This is a genomic window from Clostridia bacterium, assembly GCA_035561135.1.
Taxonomy (GTDB): Bacteria; Acidobacteriota; Terriglobia; order Terriglobales; family Acidobacteriaceae; genus DATMYA01.
Map to the genome: position 1 here is coordinate 447,204 of DATMYA010000008.1, position 16,391 is coordinate 463,594.

At 57.1% G+C, this 16,391-nt stretch carries 19 protein-coding genes and 1 tRNA gene; 15 read left to right on the forward strand and 5 right to left on the reverse strand.

Features of this window, described 5'->3' with window-relative positions; all coding sequences use genetic code 11:
• Positions 1-113: 113 nt before the first annotated feature.
• Genes VN622_02060 through VN622_02090 form a run of 7 tightly spaced genes read left to right on the forward strand, consistent with a single transcriptional unit; the run spans position 114 to position 6,867 of the window.
• Complete coding sequence (locus tag VN622_02060; GenBank protein HWR34637.1) at positions 114-1,355, forward strand: type II secretion system F family protein; 1,242 nt, start codon at positions 114-116, stop codon at positions 1,353-1,355.
• 55 nt (positions 1,356-1,410) lie between these two features.
• On the forward strand, positions 1,411-3,045 hold the full coding sequence (locus VN622_02065; GenBank protein ID HWR34638.1) for a GspE/PulE family protein: 1,635 nt from the start codon (positions 1,411-1,413) through the stop codon (positions 3,043-3,045).
• A 37-nt stretch (positions 3,046-3,082) separates the two neighbouring features.
• On the forward strand, positions 3,083-3,970 hold the full coding sequence (locus tag VN622_02070) for a hypothetical protein (protein HWR34639.1): 888 nt from the start codon (positions 3,083-3,085) through the stop codon (positions 3,968-3,970).
• 16 nt (positions 3,971-3,986) lie between these two features.
• Entirely contained in the window at positions 3,987-4,640 is a 654-nt protein-coding gene (locus VN622_02075) for a PilN domain-containing protein (protein HWR34640.1), read from the forward strand.
• A complete protein-coding gene (locus tag VN622_02080) occupies positions 4,637-5,179 on the forward strand; it encodes a hypothetical protein (GenBank protein ID HWR34641.1) in 543 nt (180 codons plus the stop codon). Before VN622_02075 ends, VN622_02080 begins: the two co-directional genes overlap by 4 nt.
• The gene (locus VN622_02085; protein HWR34642.1) at positions 5,179-5,805 is read left to right on the forward strand and encodes a hypothetical protein; all 627 of its coding nucleotides are present in this window, start codon (positions 5,179-5,181) and stop codon (positions 5,803-5,805) included. Before VN622_02080 ends, VN622_02085 begins: the two co-directional genes overlap by 1 nt.
• Positions 5,806-5,829: 24 nt before the next feature.
• Positions 5,830-6,867, forward strand: a complete 1,038-nt coding sequence (locus VN622_02090) for a hypothetical protein (GenBank protein ID HWR34643.1) — start codon at positions 5,830-5,832, stop codon at positions 6,865-6,867.
• A 101-nt stretch (positions 6,868-6,968) separates the two neighbouring features.
• On the opposite strand, the gene VN622_02095 is transcribed toward VN622_02090, so the two are convergent.
• Entirely contained in the window at positions 6,969-7,337 is a 369-nt protein-coding gene (locus VN622_02095) for an iron-sulfur cluster assembly accessory protein (GenBank protein ID HWR34644.1), read from the reverse strand.
• A 432-nt stretch (positions 7,338-7,769) separates the two neighbouring features.
• Between VN622_02095 and VN622_02100 the strand changes: the two genes are divergently transcribed.
• Entirely contained in the window at positions 7,770-8,042 is a 273-nt protein-coding gene (locus VN622_02100) for a hypothetical protein (GenBank protein ID HWR34645.1), read from the forward strand.
• Between the two features lie 140 nt (positions 8,043-8,182).
• Here the strand turns inward: VN622_02100 and VN622_02105 are convergent, their stop codons facing one another.
• A complete protein-coding gene (locus VN622_02105; protein HWR34646.1) occupies positions 8,183-9,367 on the reverse strand; it encodes an HRDC domain-containing protein in 1,185 nt (394 codons plus the stop codon).
• A 167-nt stretch (positions 9,368-9,534) separates the two neighbouring features.
• On the reverse strand, positions 9,535-10,122 hold the full coding sequence (locus VN622_02110; protein HWR34647.1) for a hypothetical protein: 588 nt from the start codon (positions 10,120-10,122) through the stop codon (positions 9,535-9,537).
• 221 nt (positions 10,123-10,343) lie between these two features.
• Between VN622_02110 and VN622_02115 the strand changes: the two genes are divergently transcribed.
• From VN622_02115 to VN622_02125, 3 genes are all read left to right on the forward strand, one after another.
• The gene (locus VN622_02115; GenBank protein ID HWR34648.1) at positions 10,344-11,243 is read left to right on the forward strand and encodes a hypothetical protein; all 900 of its coding nucleotides are present in this window, start codon (positions 10,344-10,346) and stop codon (positions 11,241-11,243) included.
• The gene (locus tag VN622_02120; GenBank protein HWR34649.1) at positions 11,219-11,665 is read left to right on the forward strand and encodes a hypothetical protein; all 447 of its coding nucleotides are present in this window, start codon (positions 11,219-11,221) and stop codon (positions 11,663-11,665) included. Before VN622_02115 ends, VN622_02120 begins: the two co-directional genes overlap by 25 nt.
• A gap of 322 nt (positions 11,666-11,987) precedes the next feature.
• Positions 11,988-12,072: transfer RNA gene (locus tag VN622_02125), tRNA-Leu, on the forward strand.
• Between the two features lie 76 nt (positions 12,073-12,148).
• On the opposite strand, the gene VN622_02130 is transcribed toward VN622_02125, so the two are convergent.
• On the reverse strand, positions 12,149-13,234 hold the full coding sequence (locus VN622_02130; GenBank protein HWR34650.1) for a site-specific integrase: 1,086 nt from the start codon (positions 13,232-13,234) through the stop codon (positions 12,149-12,151).
• Between the two features lie 2 nt (positions 13,235-13,236).
• On the reverse strand, positions 13,237-14,097 hold the full coding sequence (locus tag VN622_02135; protein ID HWR34651.1) for a hypothetical protein: 861 nt from the start codon (positions 14,095-14,097) through the stop codon (positions 13,237-13,239).
• An 88-nt stretch (positions 14,098-14,185) separates the two neighbouring features.
• On the opposite strand from VN622_02135, the gene VN622_02140 reads away from it, so the two are divergent.
• The 4 genes from VN622_02140 to VN622_02155 all read left to right on the forward strand — a co-directional run bounded on the left by VN622_02140 (position 14,186) and on the right by VN622_02155 (position 16,169).
• Positions 14,186-14,389, forward strand: a complete 204-nt coding sequence (locus VN622_02140; protein HWR34652.1) for a helix-turn-helix domain-containing protein — start codon at positions 14,186-14,188, stop codon at positions 14,387-14,389.
• A 3-nt stretch (positions 14,390-14,392) separates the two neighbouring features.
• On the forward strand, positions 14,393-14,878 hold the full coding sequence (locus VN622_02145) for a hypothetical protein (GenBank protein ID HWR34653.1): 486 nt from the start codon (positions 14,393-14,395) through the stop codon (positions 14,876-14,878).
• Positions 14,875-15,342, forward strand: coding sequence for a hypothetical protein (locus VN622_02150; protein HWR34654.1), 468 nt, complete (start codon positions 14,875-14,877; stop codon positions 15,340-15,342). Before VN622_02145 ends, VN622_02150 begins: the two co-directional genes overlap by 4 nt.
• Before the next feature lie 572 nt (positions 15,343-15,914).
• Entirely contained in the window at positions 15,915-16,169 is a 255-nt protein-coding gene (locus VN622_02155) for a hypothetical protein (GenBank protein HWR34655.1), read from the forward strand.
• The last annotated feature ends 222 nt before the right edge of the window (positions 16,170-16,391 follow it).

A 16,391-nucleotide genomic window follows, 5' to 3' on the forward strand; every position in this document is an offset into this window, starting at 1 on the left:
TTTTCAGGATGTTAGACTCTAAGACAGGCAGTTAAATCCCCGGCTGAAACGTTCAGGGAATCGGCAGGACGCGTGGCCGTGGGGCCACCTTGCCGGTAGCATGGCTCACGAGCATGGCAGAATTCCTTATCAAGATGGCCGATGAGCGGGGGAACGTTTCCGAACTAATGGAGGCGGGCTTCAGTGAGGCTGAAGTGCGCGAGCACTTCGCCCAGCAAGGATACCTGGTTTATTGGGTGAAACCCCGCGGATTGCTCGCGGGCGGCGAAATTCGCCTGCCACAGCGCAAGCGCGTCAAACTGGAACAGTTCGTAATATTCAACCAGCAGTTTGTAACACTGATCCGGGCGGGCCTGCCGATCTCGCAGGCGCTCGACCTGCTCTCAAAGCGGCAGCGCAATCTGTACTTCCGGTCCGTGCTGGAAAACGTGCGCGACCGCGTTAAGAGCGGCGAGCTGTTGAGCGAAGCATTCGAGGCCCAAGGCGTTTTTCCCAAGATTTATTCGACGACGATCCTGGCGGGCGAGAAGAGCGGCAACCTGGAAGAGACTCTGTCGCGCTATATAGGGTTTCAGCGGCTGGCGCTCAGTTTCCGCAAGAAACTGGTAGCTTCGCTGATCTATCCATCGATCCTTGTGATTGGCGTCACCCTGCTGCTCTCGTTGCTCATCACATTTGTGGTGCCGCGCTTTGCCGCTCTCTACAACGACATGGGCGCGCCACTGCCGGGGATCACGGCATTCACGCTCGCCGTCGCGTTGAGCATCAAGAACCTGCTTCCCTTGCTGCTGATTGGGTTGGGTGCTACGGGATTCCTGCTATGGCGCTGGAGTCGCACCGATACGGGGGCTGCGCAGATCGACAAGATCAAGCTGCGGACACCGATCCTTGGGCCGACCTGGCTGAAGTACCAGGTAGCGGTGTTTTCGCGGATGCTGGCAACACTGCTGGCGGGCGGCCTGTCGCTGGTTCCGGCGCTGGAGACGGCCAGCGCTTCCATGCAAAGCCGGCTGATGGCAAACGGCATCAGCGTGGCCGTGCAAAGCGTCCGGGAGGGACAGCCACTCTCGCGCAGCCTGGAGGCCACGGCGATTTTTCCCGAACTAGCGGTGGAGATGATAGAGGTCGGCGAGTCCACGGGTGCGCTCCCGTCCATGCTTACGTCGGTGGCGGAATTCTATGAGGAAGACGTGCAGAACGCGCTCTCGGCGGCGATGTCGCTGATCGAGCCGTTCATCCTGATCTTCATGGGCCTGGTGGTCGGCTTCATCCTGATATCGCTCTACATGCCGGTTTTCAGCATCGGAACTACCGGGGCCGCGGGCGGAATCGGATCGGCGGGGGCAGGCCGCTAGAGCTAACCGGCGCCTTGCCAAACGGCGCACAGATATTTTCCTGGAGTAAGTATTAATGGCACAGCTTTTCATCAATGGCGCAAGCACAGTCACGGGCGACGAGGAAGCGCGCGGACGCGACTTAGCGCGCCGCTATCGCTGCGAGTTCGTGGACCTGCGCAACTTTCATATACAACACGAACTGCTACGCAAAATTCCTGTTGACCTGATGTTCCGGCACAACTTCGTCCCGTTGGAAGAAACAGAGGACGGACGCCTGGCAATTGCAGTCGCCGACCCGAGCCAGTTGATGATGATCGACGAGATCAGCCTGCTGCTCGCACGGCGCATCCAGCCGAAGGTCGCGACCCTGTCGCAGATCACGGACATTTTAAAAAAGACAGAGCAGTCACAGCGCGTGCTGGAAGAAGCCAGCGAGGGCTTTGCGCTGGACGTTATTCCGGAAGACGAGAGCGCCGACGAAACGATCTCGATTGAGCGGCTGACGGCCGAGAGCGACATCAGCCCGATCATCCGCCTGGTGGATACGACGATCTTCACCGCGCTGCAACGCCGCGCCAGTGATATTCATATCGAAACCCGCGACGACTCGGTCGTAATCAAGTACCGCATCGACGGCGTGTTGCAGCAGGCGATGCAACCCATCGCGAAAGAGCACCACTCGACCATCATCTCGCGTATCAAGGTGATGAGCGAATTGGACATCGCCGAGCGTCGCGTGCCGCAGGATGGCCGGTTCCGCGTGCGCTACAGCGCGCGCTCCATCGATTTCCGCGTTTCAATCATGCCCAGCATTCATGGAGAAGATGCTGTGCTGCGTGTGCTCGACAAGGAGTCGATGAGCGAGAAGTTTCACAAACTCACGCTCGACGTGGTCGGCTTCAGCGAAGATGACCTTCGCAAGTTCCGCCGCTACGTGGCGGAACCCTACGGCATGGTGCTGGTAACGGGTCCGACGGGCTCTGGTAAAACGACAACGTTGTACGCGGCGCTGAACGAAATCAAGACAGACGAAGACAAGATCATCACGATCGAAGACCCTGTCGAATACCAGATTCGAGGCGTGACGCAGATTCCGGTGAACGAGAAGAAGGGATTGACGTTCGCACGCGGCCTGCGTTCGATTCTTCGCCATGACCCTGACAAGATCATGGTCGGCGAAATTCGCGACACGGAAACGGCGCAGATTGCTATCCAATCCGCACTGACAGGACACCTGGTGTTTACGACGGTACACGCCAACAACGTGGTGGACGTGATCGGCCGCTTCCTGAATATGGGCGTTGAGCCGTACAACTTCGTTTCGGCCTTGAACTGCATCCTGGCGCAACGACTGGTGCGCCTGATCTGCGAACACTGCAAACAACCTGTGCGGTATCCGGCTGACGTGCTGGAAGCGAGCGGGCTCGACCCGGAACAATGGAGCAATTTCACGTTCTATGAAGGTCCGGGATGCATAGAGTGTGCGGGCACAGGCTTTCGCGGGAGAACGGCGATTCACGAACTGCTGGATTTGACGGACAACGTTCGCGAGATGATTCTCGAAAAAAGGCCCAGTTCAGAGATTCGGAAGGCGGCGCGCGAAGAAGGAATGACGTTCCTGCGCGAGTCGGCCATCGCTAAAGTAAGGGCCGGAATTACGACGCTGAAAGAAATCAATAAGGTCACGTTCATCGAAACGACGCGTTAGCACGACAGAACTCGGTATGAGAGAGAACGGAAACAGAATGGCCAACAACCTCAGCAACGGCCGTCCACGGATCGCCTGTGAAGTTATGGCAACCCGCGTGACCGCAGCGCGGGTGAACGCCACGCGCCACGTAGTGGAAGCGGTGCACTCGCGAACACTGCCGCCAGGAGCCGTGACTCCGAACCTGCTCGCGACGAACGTGGCTGAAGGCTCCGCTGTCCGGGACGCTATCGAGGAGATGGTAAGCACCGTGGCCGGCAGAACGCGCGACGTGATCGCCATTGTGCCGGATGCTGCCGTTCGCATCGTGCTGCTGGAGTTCGATACCCTGCCAGAACGCCGGCTGGATGCCGACTCGGTCGTGCGCTTCCGGCTCAAAAAGTCTTTGCCGTTCGACATCGACAAAGCCGCGCTCAGTTACGACGTTGCGCGCGCGCCCGGGATGGTGAAGGTGGTTGCCGCGGTAACTCCGTCGGCGGTATTGCAGGAGTATGAGCAGGTTTTCCGCGATGCGGGGTGCAATCCCGGCATCGTGATGCCCTCGACGATTGCAGCACTCGGCGCGGTGGATACTTCCCGTCCTACGCTGGTGCTGAAGGTGGATGCCGACACAAGCAGCGTCGCGATTCTGAACCATGGCGAACTGCTGCTGTACCGAACGCTGGAGAATGGCGGAACCATAATTTCGGGCGAGCGTCTTGCGGAGGACGTGTATCCTTCCGTCGTGTTCTTCCAGGACACCTTCGGAGTGAACGTGGAACGGGTGCTGGTCGCAGGCCGCGTAGCGATTCAGGACGTCGCCCCGGCGCTGGAAGCGCAGACAGGTTCACGCGTGCAGGAACTCGTTGGACTGACGACACTTGCCATGAACGGCAACACCGACCGGTCGGAACTGGCGGGCGTAGTTGGAGCCCTGATCGGCTGAGGAGCGAACAACAACGATGCGCCTGAACATCAATCTCGCAAGCCAGCCGTATGAAGACGTTAAGAAGTTTCTGCTGCGTTGGGGAACGCTGATCGCGGTGCTCGCCATTTTTACGGGTGGCCTTGTTTATTACGCCATCTCGTCGTGGCGGCAGTCGCGTGACGTGAACCGGCAGATCGCTATGCTGCGGCAGGAGATGAATAGCCTCGACCGCGAAAAAGCGGCCGGCATGGCGTTACTGAATCGTCCCGACAACAAGGCAGTCGCCGAGCAGGCGCGATTTCTGAATGAGGTTATCGCACGCAAGGCATTCTCATGGACCCGCGTGTTTGAAGACCTGGAACGCGTGATGCCACCTCGCTTGCATGTGGTTTCCATTGCGCCTGAACTGAACGATCAGAACCAGCTGCAAGTTCGCATGATCGTCGCCGGAGATTCGCGCGAACGCGCCGTCGAACTGGTGCGGAAGATGGAGGAGTCGGACACCTTCCGGCAAGCGCAGGTACGAGTCGAGTCGAAGGCCCAGCAAGCTTCCGGAACCGACACGGTTCAGTTTGAGATCAGCTCCATCTACGCGCCACCGGCGGTGGGTGCGCCGTATACGCCGGAATCGAACGGTACCTCCGGCAAGCTTGGCGACGCTGGCGTGCAGAAAGTTGGCCAGCGATGATCCGTAACGTTCCCGAAGCACGCCGTCGGCTGTTAATAGTACTGATCGTTCTTTTGGTTCTCGATGCAGCGGCTGTTGCCCTGCTGCTCTCGCCGCTCGGCCGTTCGCGAAGTGCACGCGAGAACGATTACAGCCGGGTGCGTGCGGAATTGCAGGCCAAGCGTCGCGAGTCGCTTCCGGCGCGCGGCATGGACCAGAAGCTGGATACCGCGCGGAAGCAGATCGACGTCTTCTACAGGGATCGTCTGCCGACTCGATATTCCGAAATCTCCGCACAACTGGGGAAACTCGCGAACGAAAACAAGATACAGATCACCGGTATCCGCTATGAAGAGCAGGACGTGAGTATGCCCGGAGTGCAGCGCATCGGAATCGATGCATCGCTCACGGGCGACTACGCCAATGAGATGAAATTTATCAACGCGCTCGAACGCAACAAGCTGTTCTTCGTGGTGAACAGCGTGTTGCTGGGTGAGGCGCAAGAGGGCACGGTACGCCTGCAAGTGCGCTTCGAGACATACATAAGGACGGCCGCCTAGTGAAGCTTGGATCCGAAAGCCGGACGAAGTTCATCATCGCGATAGTACTGATGTGTGTGGCGGTGTTTCTTCTGATCAGGATGCTGAGTGGAGCGTCTGCACCGGAGCCTGCCAGCGCGCCAACAGCAACAGCGACGGCGACCGCTGGAGCGCCGGCGCAGGCTGCTAGTGCACCCGCTCCGCCTCCGCGCACTGCACAACGCCGTGGCACGCGCAGGGCGCCCGCAGCGGTGCTGAACGACACGCTCGATCCTACGCTGCGGCTTGATCTGCTGAAGGCCAGCGAGGAAACGAAATACGAGGGTAAGGGACGCAACATCTTCAGGGCACAGGCCGAACCGGCACCCGAGCTTCCGAAGCCGGTGCAGCCGGTGATGAATCGGCCGACGGCGAACAACAACGCGCCTTCGGGTCCACCTCCGATTAATCTCAAGTTTTTCGGATTCGCGAGCCGCCAGGGCGAGGCAAAGCAGATTTTTCTTTCCCAGGGTGATGACATCTTCGTCGCCGGGGAAGGCGATATCGTGAAGAGCCGGTACAAGGTGCTACGCATCTCACCGAATGCGGTGGAGATCGAAGACGTTCTAAGCAACAATCGCCAGAGCATTCCCCTGTCGCAGAGCTAACCGCGCGCGGCAAACACAAATTCCATGAAGTATCGCGGATTCCAATCACGAAACAAGCGCAAGAGAGGCAGGCAGTCTGGCTACATTCTGCTCATTCTGCTGCTGGCCATGGCACTACTGATCCTCGCCATGACGGCCGCCGCTCCGCGCATAGCCCAGCAGGTTAAGCGCGACCGCGAGCAGGAGATGATCCACCGCGGCGAGCAGTACGCGCGTGCGGTCAAGAAGTATTACAAGAAGTTCGGACGCTACCCTACGCGTGTCGAAGACCTTGAGAAAACGAACAACATACGTTTCCTGCGCAAACGATATAAAGACCCCATGACCGAGAGCGGCAACTGGAGGCTCGTACGCTTTGGCGAGGTTCAACTCGGACAGACAGGCGGGAGCACAGGCAGTATCGCCCCAAGTGCGCAGCAACCGCAAGGGATCGGCGCGAGTGCCGGTACGCTCGGGAGCACTTCGACCACAGGTACTTCGACCACAGACGGCGAGCAGCCCAAGGCGGAGGCGCCACAGTCTGGCTTTGGCGCCTCAAGCGGCTCCAGTAGTTTTGGCTCAGGCAGTTTCGGCTCAGGCGGCTCTGGTTTCGGCGGAGGCACCGGCGGTCTTTTCGGAAACTCGAACTCGAGCCCGGGAAACACAAATTCTGGAACTCTGGGTTCGGGAGGTTCTACTTCTGGGAGCTCGAGTTCTGGAAGTTCGTTCGGAAGCTCCCTCACCGGACAGACTTTTGGCGGCGGGCCGATACTTGGCGTCGCCAGCATGAGCGAACGAACCGGCATACGCGAGTTCAACAACAAGCGGCGCTATAACCAGTGGCTGTTCGTCTTTGACCCGGCACAGGACCGTGGCGGATTAATCAAGGGACCGTACAATCCCCTCGCCGGAGCGGTGGGCGCGACGCCTGGAGTCAACATGCCAGGCGGAACTGCTGGGGGTTTTGGATCTAGTGGGTTTGGAACACCCGCTGGATCGGGAGCGACGACAGGATTTGGAAGTCCGGCAGGTACCCAACAACAGCCGCAGGGTAGTAGCGGCTTTGGCATGAACCCCAGATAGAACCCAGAGCAGCCCCACACGAACGCTCCAGGCGATAGTAGATGAGATGCTAAAAGGCCGCGTCGAAAGACGCGGCCTTTTGAGTGCTCACTCTCGCGAATTTACGCGCTGAAGGACGAGCCGCAACCGCACGTGCTCTTGACGTTCGGATTTTCGAACTTGAAGCCGGCACCCTCAAGCGTCTCGACGTAGTCGACAACGCATGACTGCAAGTACATTAACGAAGTCGCGTCGACGAAAACCTTAAGGCCTTCGTAGTCGAACGTCTTGTCCATGGCTCCCGCGCCGTTCTCAAACGACATGCTATACGAAAAGCCGGAGCAGCCGCCTCCAACGACGCCAACACGGAGTCCCGCGGGAACAGGATTCTGCTGCGCCATGATTTCCTTCACCTTAGCAATTGCGTTCGGCGTCAGCGAAACCGGGTTTGTTTTTTTGACTTCGGGCGGTGTCGTAGTCGTGGTCGACATTCGTGTCTCCTGTTGATTGCCGTGTACCAGAAATTATAGCAAATACTCCATCACATTTACCTGTGATGCGAACTTTTCGATGCAGCGATATGCGCTTAAAACGAGCAACACTGTTTTAGACGCCGGATGGAAGCAGATCGTTGCAAAAACTTGAGTCTCGCGTTGGATGCGCGAAAACAAAGTCCTGCGCGGGCAGCCACTTTGCCCCAGTCACCAGGCAGGCGTCCGAGAGTTGCCGTAGGCGAGTGTTTGGAAAAAATATTCATCCCATCAGGAAAGACTCGGAGATATAATTTGCCGCACAAAGGGCCCCATACCCGCGGCGGCTGGCCGCTCATCCGGGTTGGGCCGGCGTAGAAGTGGGAGTGCGCCGGTGGGTGAGCTGCTCAGAAAGCCTCTACGAGTGCGCGGGATCAGAACCTGAGGTGGCGAATGCCGTTAATGCAAGTGCTGCTGATAGTCTGGGCCGTACTTACGACGATTCTTGTGATCCTGATCATCTATCGCAGCACGCTGACCATGCATGAGGATGATCAGCTTTTCATCGAGAAATCCGAGTCGCATATGGAACGCGAACAGCAGGAGCTGCTGCTCAAGTTGAACCGGCTCACGCCGATCGTCGGCTGGCTCGGAGCGACTTCAGGCGTGCTCATCCTGGTGATTGCGGGCATGTGGATCTGGCGCGGATTGAACGCGGTTCAATGATCTAACTGAATTGCGATAGAACCATTGCTGATCGGGGGCGCTTCAGCCCCAGTGAAAGTTGCTGCAAGCAAGAAGCGAAGCTCCGTCTTGAGATATTCCTTGTGGTCTTGTAAATGAGCACAGCTTCCATTCCTTCGAGGTTACGCCTTCACAGGATCACACTCCTCAAAAGATAGCGGATTGCCACCCTGCAAGTTACCCACCCGCACACATCGCTTGCCTTCGAGAATACCCAGCAGAGGTGTGCCAAGGATTTCGCCGCGCCAGCCTTCCAGTAATGCGGGCTCGTTGTCCTCCGGATGTAATCTCCACCGAACCAACTCCTGCAGGTCTGCCGTCGTCGCGAGGAGAGCCGCGTCGATGCGGTACTCGGTAGCGAGGCCGTTCGAAGCCACGGAAAGAAGCTTGGCGAGGATCGCGACCTGCGGTGGATCTTCGCGACGTTCATTGCTCGGCAGTTTACTTTCCGGCAACTCTATCGCGACATGCACGGCTGCGACGATATCAGCGGAGGCACTGCGGACCAGGCGACGATCGAGGCCGCGCAGTGCGAACAGGTCTTCCTCGGTTGCCGGGGACCGGCGAGCGATCTCCACAAGTAAACTATCGCCCAGAACCCGCGCGACCGGCAGGTTTAAATGCCGCGCACTACGGTCGCGCCAGCGCCACACCTCCCGCAGGACCCCCAACTGCCTCCGAGTCAAGCGCGCGCTGCCGGAGACGCGCCAACGCTCTTCTTCGCACAACACATCTTGCGCCAGACGAGCACACTCGCCCTCAACCCACTCCAGGCGGCCCATCTCTTTCGCGCGTTCGAGTACCTTTTCGCGCATGGCGAGCAGGTATCGCACGTCATCGGCGGCATACTTTAGCTGCACGGGTGTGAGAGGACGCTTGCGCCAGTCGGTAAAGCTTTCTCCGCCGTGTACGCGGACGCCGACAAGCTTGTTCACCAAATTGGTGTGACTGAGTGGATATCCGTATCCGACCAAACCGGCGGCAACCTGTATGTCAAGGACACCCGCAGGGGGCGCGCCGGCGCCTTTAGCGCAGAAGCGCACTTCCTGCCGCGCAGCCACCGCCACCATTTCACGGCCAGGCTGGACGAGCAGTTCCCATAATTTATGGAGATCGGGAATGGCAATGGGATCAACGATCCAGATTCCATCTGGCGTCGCCAACTGCACGAGGCAGAGCGCCGGCTCATATCGTCCTTCGGAGATGAATTCGGTATCGAGCCCAATAATGGCATATGGTTCAAGCTGCTTCAGCAGCTCAGTAAACTTCGCGGGCGTATCTACGTAAACGGCTGGGTTCGTGTCCATGGGGCGTTACTGAAACATTGTAATCGGTCGGAGTTGCAGACGGCTCACGGTGCTTAGAACCTTCCCTCCCCTGCACGCGATGATCAAGCCTGCTTCGCATGGCCAGCAAGACGAAAGGCACGGCTTGCGGCCGCCCTCATTCGCTAGTACAAGGTCATCGTCCACGTTCATTTCGTTCCGCTGATGTTCAGTTCGTAGAGCATGTCGGGACGGGCGTCACCGCGCCAGTCAAGAACGTGCAGGAAGAAGACGACGTCCTGCCCCGCTGTCCCAGGCACCTGGAGCTGTAGCAAAGAATCGGTGGTGCCGGAATACTGGTCGTCGTTAAGACACTCACCAGTGTAGTTGTAGCTGCTTTGGGACCAACATTTCTGGAGCCGTATGCCATTTGCGTCGACGATCTCGATGACCGTGTCCAACACGCCCGAGGTCTGCGTGTACAGCGCCCTGGCACCGACCTTCACCATTGCGCCAGCGATGGCGGTCAATTGGTAGTAGTCGTGGTCGGACTCTGTGTCGGTGCGAGTGTCCCAGTATGGGCTTAAAGATGCATTGTAAATACCCGGCCCGATGGGAGTGGCGGTGATGACTGTGTCATTGCGGGCGCTGTTTGCCGGGCGGAAGATGGTGAGCAAGTTATTTGTGACGCTTTGTGGCTTTGCCGTGAACGCGTCTGTAACCTGGACCGTTACATACGATCCGCCGAAACCCGTCGGAGTTCCCGAAATTACGCCGGTCGAAGCATGCAGCGTCAAACCTTCGGCTATCGGGAGCCCAGCATCATCACTGAACAGCTACATTGGAATTGCATGAATGAAAATGAGTGAATAATTTCCGCAGCAGCGACTTGCCTGTTCTCTGGATAGACGCTATACACTACGGCACAGAAAGATCAATCAGGCCGCCCGGTTTAGTTGCAATTGATTTTGCAGCAGTCCGTCCCAATCCAGCCGCGGTTCCAATCGCGAGGACACCAATGCCCCCCGTTGTTCCCCCTCCTGTTCGGCAGATCACCAAGATCTTCGATCACGTCGATCTCGCCCTCAGAAACGGCCGCCGCCGTAACCCTCTTCTCGCGCGTATTGCGTGCGCGTGGTTGGTGTTTGTGACCTCAATGCTGGTTTCGGCCGCAAACGCACAAACGCACATTGCGGTGGGCTACAAAGATTTCTATTACGGCACGACTGGCACCGGTACCCCGACGGGCGAAAAACCGGAAAGCAAGTTGTGGTGGAATGATGGCTACTGGTGGGGAAGTTTGTACAACGACGCCGCGCAGGAGTTTCACATCTACCGCTTCGAACCCGCGACTCACAGTTGGCAGGACACTGGAACGGTGCTCGACGACCGCAACAGCAGCAGGGCCGACGTGCTGTGGGATGCAGAGACGAACAAGCTCTACCTCGTATCGCACATCTTCACCACGCTGGGGCAGACAACGACCTCAAGCAGTTGGGGACGCCTGTACGTCTATACCTACAATTCGAGCACGAAGACGTACACCAAACAACTTCAGGTGAACAACGTTACGAGGGGCAAATCCGAGACGCTGACGCTCGCGAAAGATACGACCGGAACGCTGTGGGCCACGTACGTAGAGGGCAGCAAGGTAATGGTGAACCACAGTAGCGGCACCAACTACGCGAGTTGGGGCACTCCCTATGTGTTGCCGATCAGCTCGAGCGCAGTCAATGTCTCGTCGGACGACATCTCGTCGATTATTGCCTTTGGAGGCAAAGTAGGAGTGATGTTGAGCAATCAGCTCACCTCCAGGTTCTATTTTGCAACTCACGCGATGGCGATCCTCCGACGACCTGGCACCAGGAGGTACCAATTACAGGCGCAACGGGCTTGGCTGACGATCACATCAGCCTGAAAGCCACCTCAGACGGACGGGTGTTTGCCGCAGTGAAGACCTCGTACACCGGCTCCAGCGATCCGCTGGTGCTGCTGCTGGTCCGCAACACGGCAGGACAGTGGAGCAGCTATACCTTCGGACGCAAGAGCGACCACCACACCCGTCCCATCGTGCAGTTGGATCAGCAGAACGGCCGGTTGTACGTGTTCGCGACGTCGCCAGAAAGCGGTGGCACGATCTACTACAAGACTTCGAGCCTGAGCAGCATTTCGTTTCCCACCGGACTGGGCACGGCGTTTATTAAGAGCACGACCGAAGCCAACATCAATGACGCCACTTCTACGAAGCAAAACACAAACAGCACCACAGGACTGCTGGTAGCCGCTGGCAATGTCACTGTTCGCTATTACTTCCACAACAGCTTTGGACTCAAGGAATGAGCACGCAGAGGCTTCGACCGTGACACGAGGTCCACGGCCATTCCCGATGTGAGCAACAAATTCAAAGCGCCTGCAATCGCAGGCGCTTTTCATCAAGTGTCGCGCTCACCTCCGCCGCAGCGTGCCATATTGCGGATGCGTGTGCCGCGACTGCCTCAGGCGATGGTGGCGCACCGATGCTGAGTCGAGTTTTCGGCAGCAGCCGCTCCGGAGGTACAATAGCTATGAACGAGAAATTGAAGTGACTGCGACAATGACAATGTCGAGTGGAAAAGCTTGACGTTGCATTCAGTCCCTTCCAGAATTCTTTACGATTCTTAATGCGAGAGTGGCGGAATTGGCAGACGCACCAGACTTAGGATCTGGCGGGTAAAACCGTGGGGGTTCGAGTCCCCCCTTTCGCACCAAATACTTACGGGCACCCTCATAAGGTGCCCGTTTTGCATTGTGCCCAATTTTGTGCCCACCTGAGATTTTCTGTGCCTAGTCTCCCGCTGGCGGAAGTGCCGCAAGTGCAGCGTTCGTTGTCTGCTGAAAGGCGCGGTCTATCGCGTCCGCCTGAGGGTGAACATATCGCTGTGTGATCGTGATTGAGGAGTGCCCAGCGATGCGCGCCAGCGTGAACACATCACAGCCCGCCTCTGCTAGTTGCGTCAGCGCCGTGTGCCGGAGCACGTAAGGCGGGAAGGCTTTGATTTCCTTTTCCCGGCTCGCCTTCGCTTTCGCGTTCGCACGATCGAGGCCGCGCTTGTGCTGGTCCTTCGCCGTGTCTTTGTTGAGGTGGCCTTCAATCGAGGTGGCGGGGAATACCCAACCCTCTTCCGGCTTGCCCGCGGAAATATAGCGGTTCGACATGGCGACATACACGGCCGGGACCATCGGGAGCATTCGGCGCGCGGCTTTCGTCTTGCCCTCTGTGACCTGTATAAGCCCGCCTGTGCCGTTCAGATGGATATTCTCCCACCGCAGCGCGAACACTTCGCCAGGGCGCATTCCTGTGCCGCGAATGATGATTGCAGCGTCTCTCCACGGCTGCGGGCATTCTGCGATGTACCGTTGCCAATCGCCATCTGTGAGCACGGTGTCACGCTGGCGCTCGCCTTTCGCGAGAGTGATCTTCACGGGCCTGTCCAGCTTGCCCCACTCGAATGCGAGGTTAAGGGCGCGGCGTAGGGTGCGAAGGCCGCAATTGATGCGGGAAGGGGAGAGGTGGGCATACTTCGCGGCGAAGTGCTGTGCGTGCTGGTCGCTGATCTTGTCCAGTGGATCAGAGGCCCAATCGCACTTGCAAATCATGTTCGCGCCATCGGTGTAGTATTCGGCCGTTGCGGGCTTCGCAGCGTGTTTCGTCTCCACGAATGGCACGAAATCGTCTTTCAGAAAATCCGCCAGCGCTGGCGCGGGTTTCTTTTCACGGATGCCCACAAGGCCATTCGCTAGCGACGTGCGGTGTGCCGATTCAATGTTGCGCGCCTTCTTGTCATTGCCTTGCTTCGTGGACTCGCGGATCAGCTCGCCATTCCACATGAACTTGTACCAGTAGACACCGCCGCGCTTGTAAATGGACATAACTAGCTCTTCGCCTCGTTTCGGTTCCTTCGGACTGATTCAAGATGACCGCAGTATTGATCGCAGTAGACCCGCTTGTGCTTTGACTCAACTTTGAAGATCTTCGGGCAGTCGCTACGCGCGCATACGCGAAACTCCGTTCCTAGCAAATGATCAACGGTAATGGTGCCCAATAGTGCGTCTATGCAAGTTCGAGCTTCAATTCTGAGGTGGGGAAACTCCGGACGGGGCTTTCCGAACGGTAGCGATGCGAATTGTGAACCTAGCCAATTCGCTGCCGTGCAGAGCAATCCCGAACTAATTAGTTCTCTTACGTCGTAGTACTCATTTGCTGTACGCGGCACAGATACATGCCACACCCGCTCTGCGAACGTGACCCAGGGAACTATCTTGTTGCTAGAGCGATCAACTGGTTCACGCGGCAGGGTAACGGAATCCCATTGCCCATAGCGCGACAGAAAGGCCGCTAAGCCGTTCGTCGTTTCATCGAGCTCGAGAAGTTCGTCCCGCATCTGCCATGCGTCAATCTCTTTAGGCACATAACTGACAAGTCTCTTCCCAGCTTTGATCGGGAAATCAGCTATTAAAGCTTCTGCTGTTCTGTTCTCACGAATTGCGCGGAAGCGCATCGAGTTTTTACCAGTCACCTTGAAAGGAACGACATCTCGGAGTTCCGTGGGTAGAACAAAGGGACGCATTCTTTGGCGGAGCCCTTTGTATTCGCCGGGCTCGGTCACTTCCACAACTGTGAAGGTTGAAATTTCGTCCTCTACCCAGCCAACGCTTTTGACTTTACCTACTGTCCAGCGAAGCGGAGTAGTAGCGAAATCTATTACAGCAGCGACTTGGATTGGGTGTGCCACAATTTGTGTCTCGATTGTGGCATTGTGCTATGCCATGCTTCGGTTGTCAAGCATGGCATTCGCTTAGACGTGAATTGGGAGAACCTAAATGGAAAAACTATTCTCGGTTACTGAAGCTTCGCAAGTGCTCGGCGGCATTAGCAAATGGACGATACATTCTTGGCTTTCAAAAGGCCGTATTCAGCGAACGAAAGTAGGCTCTCGGACGCTAATCAGGGAGAGCGAGCTTCAGAAAATCATTGAGGACGGCGGCAAGAGTCAGGCACCGCGCCGCGGAGAGGCAGAGGTATAGGGCATGGGCGCAAACGTAAAGGCTCCAGGTGTTCGAGCACCGGGAGCCTCACCGCTCACTCTCAGTCGCAACGATCAGGAAGCAACAGAAAGGACGGAAGTGGTGACCAATTCGTTTGCATTGTCCTCCAGCGAGGGCACTACTAGCAAGCAAAAGCAGGGAGTTTTTCCAGCAATACGCGCGCGCGAGGGTGGGCTTTGGCGTGACCATCTCGCAACGCCAAAGCAGAGCAAGCTGGTATTCACTGCCGGCAATCGGAAAGCGACACAAGCCGATGTGCTCATTGAGTTGCTACGCCAAGCACGCTACGAAAAGCGAGCACTCGAGCTGCCCGAAATCATGGCCGTTGGAATCGCGCAGCACGGAACACGGTTCAATGAGATACGCAAACGCGGTTTCGACGTTCAGAACGAACAAGAGCGCGACGAGCACGGCCGTGTGCTCTCTCGATATTTCCTAGTACACGACCCGGAGACAGACGCACTGTGACCGTAATGATCGACACGTTCTTTGGCATTCATCCTCACGTTATTCGCTCTGGACTGTGGGCGAACATGAGGCCGGGTGAAAAAGACCTGTACGTCTATCTCATGGAAGAGAGCGAACGGTACCGCACACGCGAGCTCAGAAGGACGGATGCGGAGATTCAAGCGGCAGTAGGCACAGCGCCGCGAACACTGTGTGACGCACGAAAGAGACTCGCAGAACACGGCCTGATTGTTTACAGACGCGGGAGCGGGAACAAGTACACCTATGTGATTTGTGACCCTCTGACGCGTGCTCCATATCCGGGAGACGCTGATAAGCCAGTACCGTACCGCAAGCGCTCTGAGGAGCCTTCAAACGGCAGCAATGAGCCTTCAGTGGGTGGAGCGGCAAGCATCGGCTACTGTGCCGAAGCTGTGAAGCAACGGCCGGAGGCACACGGCTTACCCGGCGTATTCGATAACTAAACAAGGCAGAGCAGCAAGAATTGCCGAGCTGGTATGAGGGGAGCAGATAAGCAAACCTTGCTACACGTCAAGCAATTCTTGCTACTCAGTTCAGCAAGTTCTGCGCTCGCACTTTGCGCAAGTGTCGCACTTGCACTGTGTTGGCGCGCCAGCGTCCATTCCTAAAACATTCCTACTAAAAGAACATTCCTATTCAATGGTTTTTCTTTCGTAGTTGCTTGCTCGCTATTTGTAGAGCCTCGCACAAGCGTGCTTTCGGCTGGCGTTTGATTTCTCGAAAATCAATGGCGAAATCAAAGCCGAATGCTGCCTGTAGGGGGAGGGGGTGGTCTCGATCTTCTGGGGATCGTGATTCAAGACCATGCGGCTAAGAACACGCACGTTTCCGCGAAATTAAAAAACGGCGTTTCTTATGTATGCGCGCGCATGTGAATATCTCCTTCCAAAGAGCGACAAGCCAGCGCATAATGCGTGCCGTTTTCAGAACGATGCAAATTGTTAAGGATTGTTAAGGTTTCGAAGCACCGCTGCGGGTTTTTGGAGCAGTACGCGCGCGAGAGGATTACGCACAAATGTTCACGCTGAGCACCATGACACTAACGGCCGTCCTTCTTGGGGCAGCCTATTTCGTCTTCAAGGTCAGCCTCGCGCTTGATGCACTCACAAAGCGAGTTGAGCAACTCGAGCACATAGCTGGAGCACCTCGCGGCAGAGAGTGGGGAGATGGCGAAGGGCTAACTCGGCGTGTCCACGATCTTGAAAAGCGTCTCTGGGATATGGACGCGGCCGCAATCGGCTCAAAAGTTCCGTACCCTCACGAATACTGAACGCAATAATCTCAGGAGGGATTCGATGTTACTCAGCATCTTGGGTGTGGCCATCATTGTTCAGCTTTGGTTCGTATGTGCGCTACTGCGGGAAATCAGGTTCGCGATTCACCTAGTCACGCAACAGCTGGAGTATCTCGGAGCACCTCTTGAATTGCACGGCTCGGTACTGTGTGCCGCGAAAAGGGCAAGTGAGTAGCAACTCTGACTGTGCCCAATTTT